Genomic DNA, 21,520 nt, shown 5'->3' with positions numbered 1-21,520 from the left:
CCACCAATTAGTTTGCCATTAGCTCTTATTAAAACTTACTTGTTATGAAAAAGCTATCTTGTTCAGGCCTTGTTCATCCATTTTTTTTGGCCGTAATTATTATTTTGGTCGCAATTCCAATGGGTTTCTATGGCATGTATCTCTATATTGCCCCGTCTTTGCCTGAAATGTCCACTTTAAAAAAGGCACCATTATTAAAGCCACTACAAGTTTATAGTGCTGATAATGAGCTGATTGCAGAGTATGGTGGTAAACTTTCTGTGCCGGTTGAGTACGATCAAATCCCCACTCATTTTATTCAAGGCTTTTTAGCTGCCGAAGATTCTTCTTTCTTTGAGCATAGTGGTATTAGCTTTAAAGGTCTGGGGCGTGCAGTGAGCGAAAGTATTACTGGCTCTGATGTGCAAACTGGTGGTTCAACCATCACCATGCAAGTCGCCAAAAATTATTACTTAACCTCAGACCGAACACTAAAACGCAAACTCACCGAAGTTTTCCTCGCAAGAAAAATAGAACAAAACCTCAGTAAAGAAGAAATTTTAACGTTATATGTCAACAAAATTTTTCTCGGTAAAAATGCCTACGGTATCGCAGCAGCAGCAAAAATTTACTATAACAAAAGCTTAAAAGACCTCAGTTTAGCGCAAATGGCGATGATTTCTGGGCTGCCTAAAGCACCATCGAAATACAACCCTGTAGCCAATCCAAAACGTGCACTTGAGCGCCGTAACTGGATTTTAGGTCGTATGTTGCAATTGGGGTATATCAACCAAGCGGAATATCAAAAAGCTATTGCTGAACCCATTAATTTAGACATGCCTGATCGTGGTGTCAGCAATAAATATCCCTATGTAGGTGAAATGGTTCGCTCAGAATTAGTAGAAAAGTTTGGTGAACAAGCAACTGATTCTGGATATAAAGTTTATACCACGATAGTTAGTCAACGCCAGGCCTATGCAGAACAAGCGGTACAAGATGGTTTAGAAGATTATGATCGCCGTCATGGTTGGCGTGGTGCTGAAGCACATGATGAACCACTGAAAAATTTTATGGCCTATGCCAATACCTACCCTGCACAAGTCACAAAAGTAAATAAAAGTAGCTTTGATGCTTTAATGCAAGATGGCAGTACAATCACCGTTCCATGGTCGGGTATGTCTTGGGCTCGCCCCTATCGCAGTGCAAATAGCGTAGGTAATGGCCCGAGCAATGCCTCACAAATTGTAAAAGTTAATGATATTATTCGTTTACGCCCCAATGCGAATAAAAGCTCATGGTCACTGGTACAGATTCCAAAAGTTCAAGGTCAATTAATTGCGATTAACCCCAATAACGGTGGTATTGAAGCGATTGTTGGCGGTTATAATTTTTATCAATCAAAATTTAACCGAGCTTTACAAGGCTGGCGCCAACCCGGTTCAACCATCAAACCTTTTGTTTATGCTTTAGCACTTGAACGCGGTATGACCCCTTACTCAATGGTCAATGACAGCCCAATCACCATTGGTAAATGGACACCGAAAAACTCGGATGGTCGCTATTTAGGAATGATTCCACTGCGCCGTGCGCTATATTTATCTCGTAATACGGTTTCAGTACGATTACTCCAAACAGTAGGTATTGAACGTACTCGCCAATTGTTTATGGATTTTGGTTTACAAGAAAATCAAATCCCGCGCAACTACACCATTGCACTCGGTACACCGCAAGTTTTACCCATCCAAATGGCAACAGGCTATGCCACTTTTGCCAACGGTGGTTACCGTGTTCAACCGCATTTCATCAGCCGTATTGAAGATGCTTATGGCAAAGTCATTTATCAAGCTAATCCTGAATATGCCTGCATCAAATGTATAAATCAAAAGGATGAGATTGAGTCTGCTGAACCAACAACACCAGATGATGAAGTCATTGAAGTAACCAATCTTGAAAAGGCTAAACCTGAAACTGTTGACCCTGATGCGGCTAACTATCGTCAAGCACAACGCATTTTAAAATCAAGTTCAGCATTTGATATGGCCAATATTCTCCGTGATGTAATCCAACACGGTACTGGTCGTGCAGCATTGAAAATTGGCCGTGGTGACTTAGGTGGTAAAACAGGTACGACCAATGACGCCAAAGATGCATGGTTCGCAGGTTTTAACGGGAAATTAGTGACCGTTGCATGGGTGGGCTTCGATCAACCTTCAACACTTGGACGCCGTGAATATGGTGGCGTTGCAGCACTCCCTATTTGGTCTGACTTCATGGCAAAATCGTTAAAAGGCACACCTGAATCTTGGGTACACCTTGATACACATGCCAAAAATCCGATCAATCGTAATGCAGCTAAAGTAGATCAAGCTCAACCTGAGCGTGATCGCGCATCTTCACCGCCTCTGGCACAACCTTTATATCGCCCAGCGCCTGTTGCACCTAAAGCACCAGCCACTAAAAATGATTTTGAGGATTTACCAAGCACTGCGGAAACCAATTTAAATCCCGCGCATTCGGCTCCACCACAAATGCAACCTACGAAACCGCAAAATAATGAACATAAAGCAGATGCACTTGACAACCTGATTGATCAAGTTCAATAAATGAAAAAGCCCTCACACGAGGGCTTTTTTTATTTCTATTTTTACTTCTTTTTAAATAAATAAATTTGATACTGTGCAGTTAAAGCAAATTGGTCTTTCTGCTCCAATGCTTCACGGCGTTCAGCTTTGACTTTATACGCATAAGGTGTCATGGCAATCAAATTTTTCAGATCTTGCTGTGGTAAAACCATCTCAGCTTTTACAACTTGCTCACTCACCAATTCAAATGCTGCTGTAAGTTGCTCCACAAATTTGTTTGGTTCATGAGGCTTCACTTCTTCAAATAATGCTTCACGCATTGCATAAAGGTGTTCTGGCGCAGGTGTTACTACCATCAAGTGCCCTTCAGGCTTTAACACACGTAATATTTCATCTTTTGGAATGGGGCTAAACAGACTGGTGCACAAATCAATGGATTGATCGAGCACCGGTAACGTTGCTCCGGTACCCACCACCCAAGTCACGTCTTTATTCAATTTAGCAGCAACTTGTACTGCATTTTTAGCAATATCAACACCCACACATTGTAAGACTTCAGCCTGCATCGCATTGGTGTAATACCCCTCACCGCAGCCAATATCTAATAAATTTTCAATACGTAAATCACGAATAATATTCACTACGGCTTGCTGCAATGGTGCGTAATGACCTGCGCTTAAGAATGCGCGGCGCGCCTGAACGGACTCCGGCGTATCCCCCGGATTTTTACTGTGCTTATGCTGCACCACATGTAAGTTCACATAACCTTGCTTTGCCACATCGTAGCTATGATTGTTTTCACAGCGCCATGTTCGTTCTGTGAGTTTTAATGCTTCATGGCATACTGGACACATCAGCAGGTTCATTTTTAACTCCAATTCATTTTGAAATAAAAAAACCGGCATCTGTGGGAGCAAATGCCGGTTTCGTTTATTTATTTGCTTAACGTAATTTTAAAGTCATTAGACCTAAAACTACCAGCATAATTGTGATAATCCAGAAACGGATCACCACTTGCGTCTCGCGCCAGCCTTTTTTCTCATAGTGATGGTGTAATGGTGCCATTAAGAACACGCGTTTATTACGCATGCGTAGCGAACCAATTTGTAGAAAGACTGAAATAGCTTCTACTACAAATACACCGCCCATAATTGCAAACACGATTTCTTGACGAACCATCACCGCAATCGTACCAAGCATTGCACCCAATGATAATGCACCTACATCACCCATGAACACTTGAGCAGGATGCGCATTAAACCATAGGAATGCCAAACCAGCACCAATCATTGCGGCACAGATCACCACCAATTCAGATGAATATTTCACATACGGAATATGCAGATAATTGGCAAAACGCACGTCACCGGCAAGGTATGCGAAGACACCTAAACCTGCTGCAACCAAGACAATTGGCATAATCGCCAAACCATCAAGACCATCGGTTAAGTTGACCGCATTAGACGCACCATTAATTACTAGATAAGTAAAGACAATAAAGCCAATACCCAAAGGAATGATTGAAAGTGGAATGCTGATATCTTTAAAGAATGGGATCAACAAATCCAGCATGTTGGCAGTATGCACAGGATTCGCTTGTTGCGTTGCAATGACATACAAAGCAATACCTGCACCTAAAGATGCCACTGAAGTCCAGAAGAATTTCTTCTTCGCGGGTAGCCCTGCGTTGTCTTTATAACGGATTTTAATCCAGTCATCCGCCCAGCCTACAGCACCGAAGATTACCATTACGCCGAGTACAATCCATACGTATGGGTTTGATAAATCTGCCCAAAGTAAAGTTGAAATACCAATGGAAAGCAGGATCAGCACGCCACCCATGGTCGGCGTACCCATTTTTTTCGCATGGTTTTCTGGTGCAAATGAACTGACTGCTTGACCATATTTGAGAGCTTGTAATTTGCGAATCATCACCGGTCCAAGCAGCAGACCAATGGCCAATGCCGTTAAGACACTGAGTAGCGAACGAAGCGTTAAATAACGAACAACCTGAAACGAGCTGTGATAACCCGCAAGCTGCTCAAATAACCATAACAGCATTAAAGTTTCTCCATCAATTCAGCCATCAAAGTTTCCATGTGGGTATAACGAGAACCTTTAAACAGGAAACTCATGGACTGAGGCTGATGTGTTTTGACTAGGCTAATTAATAGCGGTAAAGCCTGTTCTTGTGACAAGAAGGCCTGTAATTTTTTACCATATTGGGTACTGCGTGCACCTTCTTGAACAGCGGGAGAAAACTCACCCACAGACACCACAAAATTAATGTCTTTCACTGAAACAAGGTCACGACCCAACATGTAATGCTGCTGTGCAGCTGATGCACCTAATTCGCCAATATCCCCAATCACCATCACTTTGATGCCTGCTTGCTGTGCTAGTACTTCTGCAGCAGCACGCATTGAGGTTGGATTGGCGTTGTAAGTATCATCAATGAATAAATGTTCTTTGTGAGGAATAAAGTTTAAACGACCTTTTGCACCAGTCGCATGTTCTAGACCAATCACAATATCCTCTAAACTCACACCAATCGATAATGCAAATGCAGTCGCGGCAGTGGCATTTTGCACATTATGTTCACCGGCAAATGGCAATTGAACTGAACGTGAGCCTTGTGGTGTGTTTAAAACAAAACTTGAAGATTGCGCCTGCAGCGTTACTTCTGTTGCGTAAACATCACCACCCTGACCGAAACTCATAACGTTTTCGGTTTGTACTGCTTCACGGATCGAGTCGGTAAAATCATCATCCGCAGGTACGATAGATGTACCTGTCGGAGTAATATGTGCATAAATTTCAGATTTGGCATGGCAAATACCATCACGGCCGCCAAATTCACCCATGTGTGCGGTACCAATATTCAGAATCCCTGCGACCTGCGGCTGCACCAGATTTGAGGTGTAATCAATTTCACCTTTGTGGCTTGCACCGAGTTCCATTACTGCATATTGATGTTCTGTACGCAGCTCAAGCAACATCATTGGTACACCTAAATCGTTGTTCAGGTTACCGCGAGTAATTAAGGTCGGAGCAATACGAGAAAGGATACTACCAAGCATTTCTTTTGTTGTGGTTTTACCACTACTACCTGTTAATGCGATCACTTTGAGTTGAGAATTTTGTTCACGACGGTATGCGCCTAAATGACCTAAGGCCAAACGCGTATCTGCCACCACCAACTGACAAATATCAGCATCGACAGGATGACTCACAATGGCAATTTCACAACCATTGGCTGCCACTTGAGCGACAAAATCATGTGCATCAAAACGTTCGCCCTTTAAAGCCAAAAAGGCATCGCCAGACTCTGCATGACGTGAATCCGTCAAAATACGCTTGATCGGCCCCGTAGGTGCTTTATCGTTATACCAGTGACCTTGTGTCGCCTCAACGAATTGCGCCGCTGTCCATGGTTCTAATGGAACCGTACTGGTGGTAGAAGTATGCATATCTCTTTCCTATTGCGCTGGATAAGCCGAGTCAGTGTTGTGGTACTGCGCATCAATCGCCGATTGCACTTCAACTACATCATCAAACCAATGACGGACACCCTCAATTTCTTGATAGTTTTCATGGCCTTTACCAGCAATAACCACAATATCACCCGCTTGCGCTTGGTTTACTGCGAATTTAATCGCTTCACGGCGGTCATGAATTTCATGGACAGTTTTTCCAGTAAAACCTACACCCGCCTTCATATCTGCAAAAATTTGTTCAGGATTTTCCGTACGTGGATTATCCGATGTTATCAACGCCACATCAGCATGATTTAATGCCGCCTGTGTCATCAAAGGACGCTTACCGCGGTCACGGTCACCACCACAACCGAACACAGCCCAAAGCTGCTGCGATACATGACGTTTTAATGTTTGTAAAACTTGAATCAAAGCATCCGGAGTATGTGCATAATCCACCACAAATAAACGCGCGTCATCACGAATCACTTGCATACGACCTGGCGCACCTTTCAATTTGGGCGCTGTCGCAATCAATGCCGCCAAATCAAAACCGGCTTGTTCAGCTGCAATTAAGCTCGCGACAATATTTTCAATATTGAAGTGTCCAAGTAATGGGCTATTCACTTCAAACTCGCCATCAGCCGTGCGTAATTTGAATTGTGCCCCACTTAAACTGTATTGAATATCCGTCACTTGATAATCAGCTGCTTGACGCGTTGAATAAGTTAAAATTTTAGGTTGAGCGGGATTTTGACGTGCAGCATCAAGCATCACATTGGCGTGTTCATCATCAATATTGATAATCGCCACTTTTAACGATGCAAATTTGAATAGACGTGACTTAGCTTCGGCATAGGCTTCAAGGGTTTTATGATAATCCAAATGGTCACGGCTTAAATTGCTATAAGCGGCAATCTCAATTGCACAACCATTTAAACGACCTTGTTCTAAACCATGAGAACTGGCTTCAATTGCAGCAAATTCAGCGCCTTCAAGTGCATAAGTATGCAAGGCATTTTGCATATGTAAAGCATCTAATGTCGTGTGTGACGATGCTTCAAGATTTGGCAAAATACCATTCCCTGTCGTGCCCATCACTGCACATTTTTTGCCTCGCAGCATTAACAATTCTGCAATTAAACGTGAAATGGTTGTTTTACCATTGGTCCCTGTTACAGCCAAAATACGTGCAGCTTGTACAGGTTGCGTGGTTTGCAAATACTGCTTTTGCCATTGCCCCATCAAATGACGTAGATCTTCAATCACAATACTTGGACTAACGCCCAAATCCATTTCCGACACCACAGCCATAGCACCGCGGTCTAATGCCGCTTGCGCAAATTGAGCCGTTTTTTCAGGTTGTGAAAATGAAGTCAGGGCAATAAAAATTTGCCCTGTGCTGACTTTGCGACTATCCAGATTGAACCCCTGAATGGATTGTTTCATCCATTCAGCAGGCTGTTCAACGGTGTATAGATCTTGAAACGTAATTTTCATTCATCACCTATTTCTGGATATTGGGAGTATCTAAAGGTTTATCTAAAGGAACGTTCATTAAACGTAAGGATTCTTGCATCACGCGCGCAAATACAGGAGCTGAGACTGTGCCGCCATAATAAGAACCTTGCGGGTTTTCCACCACGACAATCATCGCTAGACGTGGATCACTCACAGGTGCAACCCCAGCGAACAAAGCGCGATACTCAGAAGTTGAATAGCCTTTACGGTCTGCACGTAATTTATGTGCTGTACCTGTTTTCCCTGCCACGCGATAACCCGAAATCGCAGCGCGAGTTGCCGTACCGCCCGGTAAAGTCGCGGTTTCCATCATCAATAAAACTTGGTCTGCGATTTTTGGATCAATCATTTGATCGCCTTTCGGCTTTTCTTCCAACTTGTACAAGCTGAGTGGCATTTTAACGCCTTTATTGGCAATCATCGCATACGCATCTGCAAGCTGAAGCACGGTTGCGTTTAAACCATAACCATAAGCCATAGTCGCAACTTCTGAGACATTCCATTTACTTTTCGGCAAGATTAAACCCGCACTTTCACCAGGGAATTTAACTGCCGAACGCTGACCAAAACCTAAACGCTGATAAAAAGTTGGTAAGGTTTCATACGGCAGTGATAAGGCCATTTTAGCCACACCAACGTTGGATGATTTTTGAATAATGCCACCTAGTGTCAACGCACCATAGTTATGCGTATCGCGAATGGTATGATTACCGACACGCATCGAACCTGGCGAGGTATTGACTACGGTATTCGGCTGATATTTACCACTTTCCAAAGCCATCGCAACGGTCATTGGCTTCATGGTCGAACCCGGCTCAAATGAATCTACTGCGCCACGGTTACGCATTGCATCTTTATTACCTAAACTTTTCTTGTCGTTCGGGTTATACGATGGCCATGAGGTCATCGCCAAGATTTCACCTGTTTTCACATCAACTGCAATTGCGGTTGCTGAACGTGCATTGTTTGCCACACCTGCCGCAGTTAACTCACGATACATAATGTATTGCAGGCGCGAGTCGATACTTAGTGTGATATTTTCCCCAGATTCGACTTCTTTGACAATTTCAGGGTCTTTAACACGATTGCCTTTTTTATCACGCACAATTTGCTGCGCCCCATCTACACCAGAAAGACGTTGATTAAGCTGCATTTCCAAACCTTCAATTCCCATCCCCTCACTATTGGTTAAACCAATAATTTGTGAATTGGGCTGAGGTTGCGGGTAATAGCGCTTGTAGTTTTTCTCGGTATAGACTCCCTGAAAATCACGTTTCATGATCAATTCAGCTTGTTGCGGAGGGACTTCTTTTTGTAGGACTAAATAGCGTGAACGCGGACGCTCATTCATTTTACGTTTAAGTTCTGCACGATCCATCCCCACAGCATCCGCTAACTCATCCAAATTTAAATTTTTATCTGGCAATTGACGCTTAAGTTTGCGGTTGGTTGGATCTTTGGCAAGTTCGGCTGTGGTTTCTTCAAACAGTTTTTTATTATCAAAATAATCACGTGGATCAATCACGATTTTCATGATCGGTGTACTAATCGCCAAAGGCACACCATGACGATCGTAAATAACACCACGCATGGCTTTGAGCGTTTCAGTTCTTAAAATTTTGGCATTGGCTTTATTTTGCAAAAAGTCTTTATTAATAATTTGCACATAAAAAGCCCGTCCTACGAGTGCAATAAAGCACAGTAAAACAACCGCCCACATGAGGTGGTAACGCCACATTTCCACAGCAATCGCTGTTTTACCTGTTACAGACTGCTGTTTTTTACGTGGAGCTTGTTTGTTTCTTTTCTCAACCATGTGACAGCTAGCCTATTTTTTCTGTTCTGGAGTTTGTGGCAATGAAATAACAACCGTTTGAGCGACTGGTGGTGAATACATACGTAGTTGAGTCACCGCACGTGTTCCAATTTGCGCAGTTGCACCGAAAGTTTGTTGTTCGATAAGTAAGCGCCCCCACTCTGCATTTAAGTCGTCTCGTTCACGCATAAACGTACTAAGCTTACGATAATCTTGACGATATTCAAACACTTGGAATACCACCATAATGGCACTGATAAAAACCAACACCATCAAAATGCCATAAACAACGACTTTTTTTGTTTGCAGCTTATTCGCTATTTTTTCTATCGCTTCGGTTTTCATTCTTTGCCTTTTAAGCTAAACGCTCTGCCACTCGAAGCCAAGCACTACGCGAACGTGGGTTGGCTTTTACTTCTTCATCACTAGCTTTAATACGAGATACTTTTTTCAAACGGCGGGTATCTTCACGTTTCTGTGGTAAGCCCCAGCCTGTATCTTCTGCCAATGTCGATTCTTTTTGAATAAATTGTTTAATTAAACGATCCTCTAATGAATGGAAGCTAATCACTGCAAGTGTTCCTTCAGGTTTAAGCATTTCCACTGCCTGAGGCAAGAAAATATCAATATCGTCGAGTTCTTTATTAATAGCAATACGGATTGCTTGGAAAGTACGTGTTGCAGCATGCTTATTTTTTTCCCATTTCGGGTGCGCAACTTTTACAATCTCTGCCAATTGACCAGTGGTTTCAATATAACCCGCTGCTTTAATCGCTTTGGCAATACGGCGGCTATAACGCTCTTCACCATATTTAAAAATAATATTCGCCAGGTCTTCTTCTTCAATATCTACCAACCACTGTGCCGCTGTTGGGCCTTGCGAGTTATCCATACGCATGTCCAAAGGACCATCTTTCATAAAGCTAAAACCACGTTCAGCTTGATCAAGCTGAGGTGAAGATACCCCTAAGTCCGCCATGATGCCATCTACAGACTCAATACCACGATCTTGTAATGCTTGTTTTAAATCCGCAAAGCTGGCATGAATAATTTTAAAACGCGGATCTTCTTGCTCTAATTCGGCAGCGACAGCCAATGCTTGAGGGTCTTTATCAAAACCATAAACACGTGCATTTTCATCTAATTTAGACAGCAATAAACGAGTGTGTCCGCCACGTCCAAAAGTCCCATCTACGAAAATTCCTGTATTGCGATCTGCCAGTAAGGCATCAACAGTTTCATGAAGTAATACAGAAATATGCGACATAAGGGTTCGTTCAACACAGCTAAAAATGTAACTGCACATTATTACCTTGTTTTAGCAAAGCTCCAAACGTCTTTTTGTACAGAAATATTACTTTCCATAGAGAAAACCGTTTTTATTTTATGCCATTTAATAAAAAAACCTCCCAAAGGAGGTTTTTTTAAAGCAAATGGACAAATCTGAATTAAATCTTAACGCTTATTGTTATAGATTTGATCAAAGATTGCGCCATTCACAAAGTGGGTTTGCTGTGCTTTAGACCAACCACCAAAAACTTCATCAATGGTGAATGTTTTTAAAGTTGGGAACTGTGCTTTATATTTGGCTAATACTTCTGCATTACGTGGACGATAGAAATGACGTGCTGCCATATCTTGACCCAATGGTGAATACAAGTAGTTGATATAACCTTGCGCTAACCATTTATTGCCATTTTTCGCCACAGTTTTATCAACAATCGCAACCGAAGGTTCAGTCAAAATAGACATTGATGGATAAACAATATCAAACTTATTTTTACCCAATGTTTTTTGCGTCACTAATGCTTCATTTTCCCATGTTAATAACACGTCACCAATTCCGCGCTCAGCAAAAGTTGTCATTGATGCACGTGCAGCAGAATCCATCACTTTGACGTTATGGTACATTTTGCCGACAAAATCTTTCGCTTTCGCTTCGCTGCCACCTGGTTGTTTTAGAGCATAACCCCAAGCAGATAGATAAACCCAACGTGGTAAGCCACCAGTTTTCGGGTTAGGCGTAATAATTTGTACACCCGGTTTGGTCAAGTCAGACCAATCTTTAATTTTTTTCGGATTGCCTTTACGTACCATGAACACGATGGTTGATGTATATGGTGCAGAATTATGTGGAAACTCTTTTTGCCAACCTGGTTGAATTTGACCAGACTTGACGATTTCTTCAATGTCGTTCGCCAAAGCTAAAGTCACTACATCGCCTTTTAAGCCATCAACAACCGAACGTGCTTGCTTACCTGAACCACCATGTGATTGTTTGAATGCAACTGTATTTCCAGTGCGCTCTTTCCAATAAGCACCAAATGATTTGTTAAATTCGTCGTAAAATTCACGTGTTGCATCATAAGATACGTTTAAGAATTCACGGTCAGCAGCTTGTGCTGTTGTTGCAGTAAATGCCACACCTGTTGCCAATAATGCAGCACTAATCAAGGCTTTAAATTGAGTTTTCATATCAGCCAGCATAAAGTTATCTTCAATGGTGCTAAATATATGAAATAAAATCATAAATCGCAATTCAGATATGTATCTTCAAAGAGCTTAGTATTTGTAGATCTTATTTTTTAAAATATTGTTTTTATTACTAAAATATCAAAAACACTTTACTTATTATGCATATATAGGTTTTTATGGATTGCATATGCAAAAAACGGATAACAAATTATCCGTTTCAAAAAAATTTAGCTAAATAAAAAGATCAATCCATACATCGACTTAATTTTTCTCACTATAAATTTGATCAAAAATCGCACCATTTACGAAATGTGTCTTCTGTGCTTTTGCCCATCCCCCAAATACTTTATCAATCGTAAAGGTTTGTAGTTTTGGAAATTGTGCCGCATATTTCGCAGTCGCTTTTGCATCACGTGGACGGAAGTAATATTTACCAGCTAACTCCTGTCCTTTTGGTGAGTATAAATAGTTGAGATAGCCTTTAGCTAAGTTTCGATTGCCATTTTTATCAACGGTTTTATCAACAACTGCCACAGAGGGTTCTGCCAAAATCGAAATCGATGGGTAAACAATATCAAACTTATCTTTACCTAAACCTTGTGTTGCTAATAATGCTTCATTTTCCCAAGACAATAGCACATCACCAATACCGCGTTCTGCGAAAGTAGTCAGTGAGCCACGCGCACCTGAATCTAACACTTTGACATTGCTATATAGTTTTTTGACTAAATCTTTCGCTTTCGCGTCATTACCACCCGGTTGTTTTAACGCATACCCCCAAGCAGATAAATAAATCCAACGTGGTGCCCCACCCGTCTTCGGATTCGGTGTAATAATTTCAACGCCCGGCTTGGTTAAATCATTCCAATCCTTAATTTTCTTTGGATTGCCTTTACGTACTAAAAATACAATGGTCGAGGTATAAGGTGCAGAATTATTCGGAAATTGTTTTTGCCAATTCTTATTGATCTGACCGGTAGCCACAATTTCATCAATATCGTTGGCCAATGCCAAGGTCACAACATCGGCTTGTAGTCCTGTAGCGACTGCACGGGCTTGCTTACCTGAACCACCATGCGACTGTTTAAAGTTAATTTCTTGACCTGTACGCTGTTTCCAATACTGACCAAATGCCTGATTATATTCTTGATAAAACTCACGGGTCGGATCGTAAGATACATTTAAAAAATCTTTTGCGGCATATACCTGCGCAGCCACACTACTCAATAAAACCAAAACCCCAGAAGCAATTATTTTTTTCATTTGATTCAACTTATACTGACGATTAAACGCACTATATAAATCTAAAATAATATTAACAATCAGCAATCTATATTATTATTTCAGTAGTATTTCTATTTTTTAGATATCCAAAAAACAGCCATCAAATGCAGAAAAATTGCTAAATCTCAGCCATTATCAAAATTCCCTCCATGCTATCTTCACAGTTGTCTGTTACAACTACCGAAAATCTGTAGAAAACAGTCTATTTAGGTAACTCTAAAACCGACTTTTTTAGTTTTTTTGTAAAAATTGTGACGTAGTTCTACTTTTTAATTACCAAAGATGGTTAAATCGTAGTCTAAATATTAAAACGATATTGCAAAATATAAAGTTCCATCACCAAATAAGGGGAGATTTGGACATGAAATTTTCTTATGCAGTGTGCCTTGGATTGGGCATCGCATTGACAGCGCAAACAGGTTTTTGTGCGGTTACACATAGTTCTTCAAATAAAGTAACTATGCCTGCTGAACGCACTTCTTTGATTGAGAAGGCCATTAATCAGCAAAAATCGGAAGCAAAAGGTCGTACAGACGATAATTTAAAAGTGCTAACTTCGATTAAAGCACCACCATCACAAAGCTTTTTTGCATCACAAAACCAAAGTTTTTCACGTTTTGTCCAAGCCATTTTCTCTGGCAGCAACTCTTAATCTACAGATTTTATCTCTAGATTGTTGAGTTCAGCATAAATTTATAACCATTGGTGCTCTCCCCTCCGAGCATCGAGATAAGCCTGATCATTGAATGTTGAATTAAGCATTAAGTGATCAGGCTTTTTCGTTATAATAGTCCCTAATTTACATTCTGATTAATAGCTGATTATGACTGTTCGTACTCGTATCGCACCTTCTCCTACTGGTTTCCCGCACGTTGGGACTGCCTACATTGCATTGTTTAACTTATGTTTTGCAAAACAGCATGGCGGTGAATTTATTCTTCGTATTGAAGATACTGACCAATTACGCTCTACCCCTGAATCTGAGAAAATGATTTTAGATTCATTACGTTGGCTAGGTCTAAATTGGTCTGAAGGTCCTGATATCGGCGGGCCACATGCGCCGTACCGTCAATCGGAGCGTATGGACATTTATAAACAATATGCATTGGAACTTGTTGAAAAAGGCCATGCTTTCTACTGCTTCGCAACGGCAGCAGAACTTGATCAAATGCGTGTTGAACAACAAGAACGCGGCGAATCACCTCGCTATGATGGCCGTGGTTTAAAACATACTGCTGAAGAAGTTGAACGCCGTTTAGCTGCAGGCGAGCCGCATGTTATTCGTATGAAAGTCCCTGAAGAAGGTATTTGCAAATTCAATGACTTATTACGTGGCGAAGTAGAAATTCCATGGGCACAAGTTGACATGCAAATTCTATTGAAAACTGACGGCCTACCAACTTACCACTTAGCAAACGTTGTTGATGACCATTTAATGGAAATTACCCACGTGATCCGTGGTGAAGAATGGATTCCATCTGCGCCTAAACATCAGTTGCTTTATAAATACTTTGGTTGGGAAATGCCTGTGCTTTGCCACATGCCATTATTACGTAACCCAGACAAATCAAAACTGTCTAAACGTAAAAACCCAACCTCAATCAACTATTACAAAGATATTGGTGTACTACCAGAAGCTCTTTTGAACTACTTGGGTCGTATGGGCTGGTCTATGCCAGATGAAAGTGAAAAATTCACTTTGGCTGAAATGATTGAACATTTTGATATTCAACGTGTGTCTTTGGGTGGCCCAATCTTTGATGTTGAAAAACTCAACTGGTTGAATGGTCAATGGATTAAAGGGCTTACCCCTGCTGAACTTTTGAATACACTGTTGGCTTGGAAATCAGACCGTCAAACACTGGAAGATATTGCTGCCGCGATTCAACCACGTATTAACTTATTGTCTGAAGCAGTAAATTGGGCTGGTTTCTATTTCAACCAATTCCCAACACTGTCTAAAGAACAATTTGAAAGTAAAAAATTGTCTGAAGAACAAGTACGTCAAAGCCTACAATTTGCCATTTGGCGCCTTGAAAGTTTATTCACGTGGAATAATGACACGGTAAGCCAAACACTAATGGATTTAGCGAACCAAATGGGCATTAAACTCCGTGACTTTATGCCAACGTTCTTTATTGCCATTGCAGGTTCAACCTCATCTACACCAGTAATGCAATCTATGGTGACCATTGGCCCTGACTTGACCTTCGCACGTTTACGTCATGCACTTGAAATTGTAGGTGGTCCGAGCAAAAAAGAAACAAAAGCGTGGGAAAAACTCAATGAAAGCTTAAAACTGCCGAAAAATGATGCAGTTGATGAAGCTTAATTGAATTATTAGTTGACGCGTGGGCGTTATCCCCCTAATATAGCGCCCATACAGAGAGATGGTGTTAACCAAATCAATGTTGCCTCACTTGTCCCTATCGTCTAGAGGCCTAGGACATCGCCCTTTCACGGCGGTAACCGGGGTTCGAATCCCCGTAGGGACGCCATATTCAAGATCATTCTTGTAGTGGTCTTAATAAAAAACCCAAGCATTATGACTTGGGTTTTTTATTGCCTAAAATTTATAGTCAGAACTTTCCTTGGTATTTTTGCTTTCTGCGTTATTCAGATTAGAATAAGTCATAGATTAAAATTATGGAGTTGTAATGCAATACCGTTGCCCAAAATGCCAAAGCCCTAAAATTATGCCTCAGGCACAAGCAGGTGCACCTGTCGCACGCCCTGTTGTTCCGAAAAGTTTAATCATGTTGATTCCAGCAGTATTTATTTTATTACTGTTGGTATTAATCAGCATCGCAATGTGGATCTTTGGTGATGGCGCTGGAACGACATTACAAAGCGCTACTGTGGTTGTCTTTATTGTTTGTGTGATTGCTGGTTTTATGTTCTACCGCGATTTGCCAGATTTCAAAATTTCTATGCAAGGTTTCATGCAATCACAAAAGAAATGGAAATGCCGCGAATGTAATCACGAGTGGGAAATCTAATTTTCTCGCTCAATCAAAAATCACATCAGCTCAATGCTGATGTGATTGATCATGTGAATGCGACTCATGCTCACCATGATGATGTTCATGCTGATGCTGAACCACCTCACCTTGCATTAAATGCGTATCATGCTGTCGTGCAACACATGCATTTTCTTCAATCTGTAGTGTCATTTCAGTTATCCCATGCTGATGTTGCAGCATATCAATTGCCTCAAAATACAATGCATTTCGATCCGCTTCAGGCGCATATAGATGCACAGTTAAATGTACATTTTTCGATGTGATTGCCCAGACTTTTAACTGGTGAATACTTTCCACCCCTTTCAATGCCAAAAGATCATTACGTAATTTTTCAATATCGATTTCTTCAGGCACACCTTCCAATAAAATATTGATGCTTTGTTTTAATAAAATCCAAGTCCGTGGCAATACCCAAAATCCAATTAACACCGCAATGACCGTATCGACCCACATCCAGCCAGTGAAATAAATCACTGCGGCACCAATAATGACACCTACTGAGCCCAAAGCATCACTGAGCACTTCTAAATAAGCCCCTTTCACATTCAAACTTTCTTGTGCACTGGAAAATAGAATACGCATCGAAATTAAATTAATGATGAGACCAATTACAGCAACAATCATCATCCCCATACTTTGAATTTCAGGTGGTGTCGAAAAACGCTGATAGGCTTCGTATAAAATATAGATAGCCACAACAAATAACATGAGGGCGTTAAATAAGGCAGCCAAAATTTCAAAGCGTTGATAGCCAAAGGTACGTTTATTATCAGCAGGAAGTTTTCCTATTTTTATCGCAACCAATGCAATGGCCAGTGCAGCAGCATCTGTGAACATATGCGCGGCATCTGAAAGCAACGCGAGACTTTGAGTGATAAAACCTGCCACGACCTCAACAATTAAAAAAGTTGTCGTCAGCGCCAAAGCAAAACAGAGTTTTTTTACATTACCTTCTGTCACAACGGCATGACTATGGTCATGTCCATGATGCTCTGCCATTTAAATTTGACCTTTATAAAAATTCTTTTAAGTTCAAGATTAGCAGGAGTCTTTAACGTTATAAAATTACATCAAAATTATGTACTTGAGTGCCGTCACATGTCGTCAAATACTCCAAAGGACTAAAGCGAGAGAGGTGGAAATAAAGTAAATTTCAAATGCTTTGAAATTAGATCTATTTAATTGAAATTATAAGAAAAAATATTTTCTAAATTGGTATTAACTTCTGAATAAAAGCGTGATACTTTTCTCATTAGGCATTACATGTTTACAACAAATATAATCCATGTAATCCACTGCCGTACATCTCAACTGAGATATACCAACCACAGGGAAAAGGAGTTTAATGATGATTAAACAAGCTCTTCAAAAGATCTCTGGCGTGTTATTTCAACATGAAAATTCGAAGTCGCAAGGAATGCATCTTTTGAAACCAGAAGCTGAAAACGACTACACACAAGGTACTTACTTTAAAAAATTGGCTATTCAGCACCATCAAGATTTTCTAATCCATCATCCTGTTGAATTAGAAGATCAATCACCAACAGATTATCGTAACGCAATGTGGAATTTTTTAAGTGCTGCATTAAAAGGCCATAAAGAGGCTCAATACCGAATCGGTGTGGGTTATTTAAATGGTGAACTAGGCTTAGATCGTAATTATGCGCATGCACAAACGTGGTTAAATAAAGCAGCAGCGCAGGGACATTCCTCTGCCCTTCATACACTCAACCAAGCTTTTGAAGATCTCACTTTTTAGCAGCTTTTTTATACTCATAAAAAAACCAGCCCTTAGGCTGGTTTTTTTTTAAATTGGGGATTAACCACCAATTTTACGGTATTTTTGACGCTTGGTTACTAAGTCATCACCATCACGTTTACGACGGTATTCTTCAAATTCATGGTAGTTACCAGTGAAGAATTCAGGTGTTTCACCTTCAAATGACAAGATATGTGTTGCAATGCGGTCTAGGAACCAACGGTCATGCGAGATCACCATCACTGTACCTGGGAATACAAGAATTGCATCCTCAAGTGCACGTAAAGTTTCGATGTCCAAGTCGTTTGATGGTTCATCGAGTAAGATTACGTTTGCGCCCATTTGTAGAATTTTCGCAAGTTGTAAACGGTTACGCTCACCACCTGACAATTGACCTACACGTTTTTGCTGATCTTGACCTTTGAAGTTAAAACGACCGATATATGCACGAGATGCAATTTCGTAGTCACCAATCTTCAAGATATCTAAACCGCCAGAAACTTCTTCCCAAACCGTTTTGTTATCATCTAATGTGTCACGAATCTGACCCACGTAAGCCACTTTTACTGATTCGCCCAGTACCACAGTACCAGTATCAGGTTGTTGCTCACCTGTCATCATACGGAAAAGTGTCGTTTTACCCGCACCGTTCTCACCCACAATACCCACAATGGCACATGGTGGAACAACAAATGATAAGTCTTTATAAAGCGTACGATCACCAAACGACTTGCTGATACCTTCAACTTCTACAACCTTATTGCCTAGACGTGGACCAGGTGGAATGTAGATTTCTGAGGTTTCGTTACGCTGTTGGAATTCACGAGAGTTAAGCTCTTCAAAACGCTCCATACGCGCTTTGTTTTTCTTTTGCTGACCTTTGGCATTTGAACGAACCCATTCAAGTTCTTTTTTCAATGCTTTAGCAAAAGATTCTTCTTGCTTCTGTTCTTGCTCTAAACGCGCATTTTTCTGCTCTAACCAAGAAGAGTAGTTACCTTGGTATGGAATACCCATACCGCGGTCAAGCTCAAGAATCCATTCAGCAACGTTATCCAAGAAATAACGGTCATGCGTAATGGCAACGATTGTACCTGGGAAGTCTTTCAAGAAACGTTCCAACCATGATACTGAAGAAGCATCCAAATGGTTCGTAGGTTCGTCTAGAAGCAACATGTCCGGTTTAGACAATAACAAGCGGCAAAGTGCTACACGGCGGCGTTCACCACCTGACAACTTAGATACGTCTGCATCCCAAGCTGGAAGGTTTAACGCAGCCGCAGCTTGGTCCATTTGGTTCACAATGTTGTGTGCATCCCAAGAATGGATAATTGCTTCTAACTTCTCTTGCTCTTTTGCAAGTGCATCGAAGTCAGCATCTTCAGCTGCATATTCAGCGAAAACTTCATCTAAACGTGCAAGTGCATCAAGTGGTTCACGTAAACCATCTTCCACGTTGCCACGTACGTCTTTGGTTTCGTCCAAAGGTGGTTCTTGCTCAAGGTAACCAATTTTGATACCTGGTTGCGCACGTGCTTCACCTGAGAAATCTTTATCTACGCCCGCCATAATACGAAGCAAGGTAGATTTACCTGCACCGTTTAGACCAAGCACACCAATTTTTGCGCCTGGGAAAAATGATAAAGAGATGTCTTTTAGGATTTCGCGTTTCGGCGGAACCATTTTCGACACACGGTTCATCGTGTAAATATATTGGGCCACGTAGGACTCCTCAATAGTCAAACCATATACGGAACAACATAAAGTTGCCCCTGCTCAAATGAGCGAAAAAATAATCGGCTATTATACGCATAAAGTCGCGAAAAAATAAGGTTTCACACGCGGCTTCAATGCATTGTTACAAGTTTAATTCTGCATAAAAAATAATCACGATATTTTTAATTCAATTTCACTCATCTTTAGCTGAAATTTATTCATATATATGAATAAATTTGCTAAATATTTGACAACATATGCACTTTTACTTATATAAATAAATGATAGACTGATTAAAAATTAACTCACAAAGATGAAGTAAACATGACATATAAAGATGAAACTTTAGCGATTCACACAGGGTATACCCCGGAAGCAACCACCAAAGCTGTTGCGGTTCCGATCTATCAAACAACATCATATTCGTTTGATAATACTCAACATGGGGCAGATTTATTTGATTTAAAAGTTCAGGGTAATATCTACACCCGTATTATGAACCCCACCACTGCGGTACTTGAACAACGTGTTGCAGCACTCGAAGGTGGTATCGGTGCATTGGCTTTGGCTTCAGGTATGGCAGCAATTACCTATGCCATCCAAACCATTGCCGAAGCAGGTGACAATATTGCTTCCGTTTCGACGCTTTATGGTGGCACGTATAATTTATTTGCGCATACCCTACCAAAACAAGGCATTGAAGTTCGATTCTTCGATTATCAAAATCCCGAAGCCCTGCGTAGCCTCATTGATGAAAAGACCAAACTGGTTTTTGTCGAGTCGATTGGCAATCCACTTGGCAATATTATTGACTTAGAAGCTATTGCAAAAATTGCGCATGAATATGGTGTGCCTGTCATTGTTGACAATACGGTTGCAACGCCAGTCCTGCAAAAGTCTTTTGAATTTGGTGCCGATATTGTGGTGCATTCATTGACCAAATACATTGGGGGTCATGGTAATTCCATTGGTGGCATTATTGTCGATAGCGGTAAATTTCCATGGGGTAAATACCCTGAGCGCTTTAAAGCATTGAATACACCTGATCCAAGTTATCACGGTGTCAACTATGTCGAGGCATTAGGCGAAGCCGCTTACATTGCCCGTGCACGCGTAGTGCCACTACGTAATACCGGTGCTGCGATTAGCCCACATAATGTTTTTTTGATTCTGCAAGGCTTGGAAACTTTAAGTTTACGTATGGAACGCCATACTGAAAATGCGCAAAAAATTGCAGAGTATTTGCAAGCGCATCCAAAAGTGAAATGGGTCAATTACGCAGGTTTAAAAGATCATCCGCAGCACGCTTTGGCGCAAAAATATGTTAAAGGTAAACCTTCAGCTATTCTCTCTTTTGGCGTACAAGATGGTCTTGCAGGGGGCACACGCTTCATTGATGCGCTGCAACTCTTTACACGTTTGGTCAATATTGGCGATGCAAAAAGCTTGGCTTGCCATCCTGCAACCACAACACATCGTCAACTCAACGAACAAGAGTTAAAAGCTGCTGGTGTGAGCATAGACATGGTGCGCCTCTCAATTGGCATTGAACATGCGGATGATTTAATCGCCGATTTGGAGCAAGCATTAGCTACCGTTTAAATTAGAAAAATCAACAAGGCCTCTGTATAGAGGCCTTTTTTGTATGAATTAAGAATCTATTTCTCTCACTCTTCGAATATTAAATTGCTGAAAATTTCATTTTAAAAACTGCTCAAATAAACAGCACGGTCATCCGTATGCCATTTACAAATTTAGATTTATTATTTTGACTAAAATATTTGTATCTATGCTTTGCTAGAAAGGGCTTCTCTTTCACGGATTTATATGCTAAAAATCGCTTAACGCGCTATTTTATTTTAGAGTAAAAAATCTAAATTACACTGAAT

Annotated in this window: 17 protein-coding genes and 1 tRNA gene; 7 read left to right on the top strand and 11 right to left on the bottom strand. The window is 41.0% G+C overall.

Translation table 11 applies throughout. From position 1 onward, the window contains the following. Positions 1 to 44 precede the first annotated feature (44 nt). Complete coding sequence (gene ponA, locus FTV09_RS00405; RefSeq protein WP_180056229.1) at positions 45 to 2,582, top strand: penicillin-binding protein PBP1a; 2,538 nt, start codon at positions 45 to 47, stop codon at positions 2,580 to 2,582. Positions 2,583 to 2,623: 41 nt separating this feature from the next. Here ponA and FTV09_RS00400 read toward each other — a convergent pair whose 3' ends face one another. The 9 genes from FTV09_RS00400 to FTV09_RS00360 all read right to left on the bottom strand — a co-directional run bounded on the left by FTV09_RS00400 (position 2,624) and on the right by FTV09_RS00360 (position 13,112). Next, a complete protein-coding gene (locus tag FTV09_RS00400) occupies positions 2,624 to 3,427 on the bottom strand; it encodes a putative RNA methyltransferase (protein ID WP_067763252.1) in 804 nt (267 codons plus the stop codon). 76 nt (positions 3,428 to 3,503) lie between these two features. Further along, complete coding sequence (gene mraY, locus FTV09_RS00395; protein WP_180056228.1) at positions 3,504 to 4,622, bottom strand: phospho-N-acetylmuramoyl-pentapeptide-transferase; 1,119 nt, start codon at positions 4,620 to 4,622, stop codon at positions 3,504 to 3,506. Beyond that, a complete protein-coding gene (gene murF / locus FTV09_RS00390; protein ID WP_180056227.1) occupies positions 4,622 to 6,031 on the bottom strand; it encodes a UDP-N-acetylmuramoyl-tripeptide--D-alanyl-D-alanine ligase in 1,410 nt (469 codons plus the stop codon). Before murF ends, mraY begins: the two co-directional genes overlap by 1 nt. 9 nt (positions 6,032 to 6,040) lie before the next feature. Continuing rightward, positions 6,041 to 7,537: a UDP-N-acetylmuramoyl-L-alanyl-D-glutamate--2,6-diaminopimelate ligase gene (locus FTV09_RS00385; protein WP_180056226.1), complete on the bottom strand. Its 1,497-nt coding sequence runs from the start codon at positions 7,535 to 7,537 to the stop codon at positions 6,041 to 6,043. Between the two features lie 7 nt (positions 7,538 to 7,544). Beyond that, positions 7,545 to 9,374: a penicillin-binding protein PBP3 gene (gene ftsI, locus FTV09_RS00380; protein WP_067763014.1), complete on the bottom strand. Its 1,830-nt coding sequence runs from the start codon at positions 9,372 to 9,374 to the stop codon at positions 7,545 to 7,547. Positions 9,375 to 9,386: 12 nt separating this feature from the next. Next, positions 9,387 to 9,719 carry a cell division protein FtsL gene (gene ftsL / locus FTV09_RS00375; RefSeq protein ID WP_067763016.1) on the bottom strand — a complete coding sequence of 111 codons (333 nt, stop codon included), beginning with the start codon at positions 9,717 to 9,719 and terminating at the stop codon, positions 9,387 to 9,389. Between the two features lie 10 nt (positions 9,720 to 9,729). Continuing rightward, positions 9,730 to 10,641: a 16S rRNA (cytosine(1402)-N(4))-methyltransferase RsmH gene (rsmH, locus tag FTV09_RS00370; RefSeq protein ID WP_067763018.1), complete on the bottom strand. Its 912-nt coding sequence runs from the start codon at positions 10,639 to 10,641 to the stop codon at positions 9,730 to 9,732. 188 nt (positions 10,642 to 10,829) lie between these two features. Then, entirely contained in the window at positions 10,830 to 11,849 is a 1,020-nt protein-coding gene (locus FTV09_RS00365) for a sulfate ABC transporter substrate-binding protein (RefSeq protein WP_180056225.1), read from the bottom strand. A gap of 261 nt (positions 11,850 to 12,110) precedes the next feature. After that, the gene (locus tag FTV09_RS00360; RefSeq protein WP_180056224.1) at positions 12,111 to 13,112 is read right to left on the bottom strand and encodes a sulfate ABC transporter substrate-binding protein; all 1,002 of its coding nucleotides are present in this window, start codon (positions 13,110 to 13,112) and stop codon (positions 12,111 to 12,113) included. A 382-nt stretch (positions 13,113 to 13,494) separates the two neighbouring features. Here FTV09_RS00360 and FTV09_RS00355 point away from each other — a divergent pair, with 382 nt between their 5' ends. The 4 genes from FTV09_RS00355 (at position 13,495) to FTV09_RS00340 (ending at position 16,132) form a co-directional block, all read left to right on the top strand. Then, positions 13,495 to 13,785 (top strand): hypothetical protein, encoded by a 291-nt coding sequence (locus FTV09_RS00355; protein ID WP_180056223.1) that lies wholly within the window; start codon positions 13,495 to 13,497, stop codon positions 13,783 to 13,785. A gap of 171 nt (positions 13,786 to 13,956) precedes the next feature. After that, positions 13,957 to 15,465, top strand: coding sequence for a glutamate--tRNA ligase (gene gltX / locus FTV09_RS00350; protein ID WP_180056222.1), 1,509 nt, complete (start codon positions 13,957 to 13,959; stop codon positions 15,463 to 15,465). Positions 15,466 to 15,555: 90 nt separating this feature from the next. Next, a tRNA-Glu gene (locus FTV09_RS00345) sits at positions 15,556 to 15,631 on the top strand. Positions 15,632 to 15,790: 159 nt separating this feature from the next. After that, positions 15,791 to 16,132 (top strand): hypothetical protein, encoded by a 342-nt coding sequence (locus FTV09_RS00340; protein WP_067763027.1) that lies wholly within the window; start codon positions 15,791 to 15,793, stop codon positions 16,130 to 16,132. A 30-nt stretch (positions 16,133 to 16,162) separates the two neighbouring features. On the opposite strand, the gene FTV09_RS00335 is transcribed toward FTV09_RS00340, so the two are convergent. After that, on the bottom strand, positions 16,163 to 17,155 hold the full coding sequence (locus FTV09_RS00335) for a cation diffusion facilitator family transporter (protein ID WP_180056221.1): 993 nt from the start codon (positions 17,153 to 17,155) through the stop codon (positions 16,163 to 16,165). A gap of 349 nt (positions 17,156 to 17,504) precedes the next feature. Between FTV09_RS00335 and FTV09_RS00330 the strand changes: the two genes are divergently transcribed. Next, positions 17,505 to 17,915, top strand: a complete 411-nt coding sequence (locus FTV09_RS00330) for a tetratricopeptide repeat protein (RefSeq protein ID WP_180056220.1) — start codon at positions 17,505 to 17,507, stop codon at positions 17,913 to 17,915. A 60-nt stretch (positions 17,916 to 17,975) separates the two neighbouring features. On the opposite strand, the gene ettA is transcribed toward FTV09_RS00330, so the two are convergent. Next, positions 17,976 to 19,637, bottom strand: a complete 1,662-nt coding sequence (gene ettA / locus FTV09_RS00325; RefSeq protein WP_180056219.1) for an energy-dependent translational throttle protein EttA — start codon at positions 19,635 to 19,637, stop codon at positions 17,976 to 17,978. A 318-nt stretch (positions 19,638 to 19,955) separates the two neighbouring features. Between ettA and FTV09_RS00320 the strand changes: the two genes are divergently transcribed. After that, a complete protein-coding gene (locus tag FTV09_RS00320) occupies positions 19,956 to 21,233 on the top strand; it encodes an O-acetylhomoserine aminocarboxypropyltransferase/cysteine synthase family protein (RefSeq protein WP_180056218.1) in 1,278 nt (425 codons plus the stop codon). The last annotated feature ends 287 nt before the right edge of the window (positions 21,234 to 21,520 follow it).

The sequence above is a fragment of the Acinetobacter sp. YH12227 genome, assembly GCF_013417785.1.
GTDB lineage: Bacteria > Pseudomonadota > Gammaproteobacteria > Pseudomonadales > Moraxellaceae > Acinetobacter > Acinetobacter gandensis.
The sequence above is the reverse complement of the archived record's forward strand: the minus strand, read 5'-3'. Positions and strand labels throughout refer to the sequence as shown.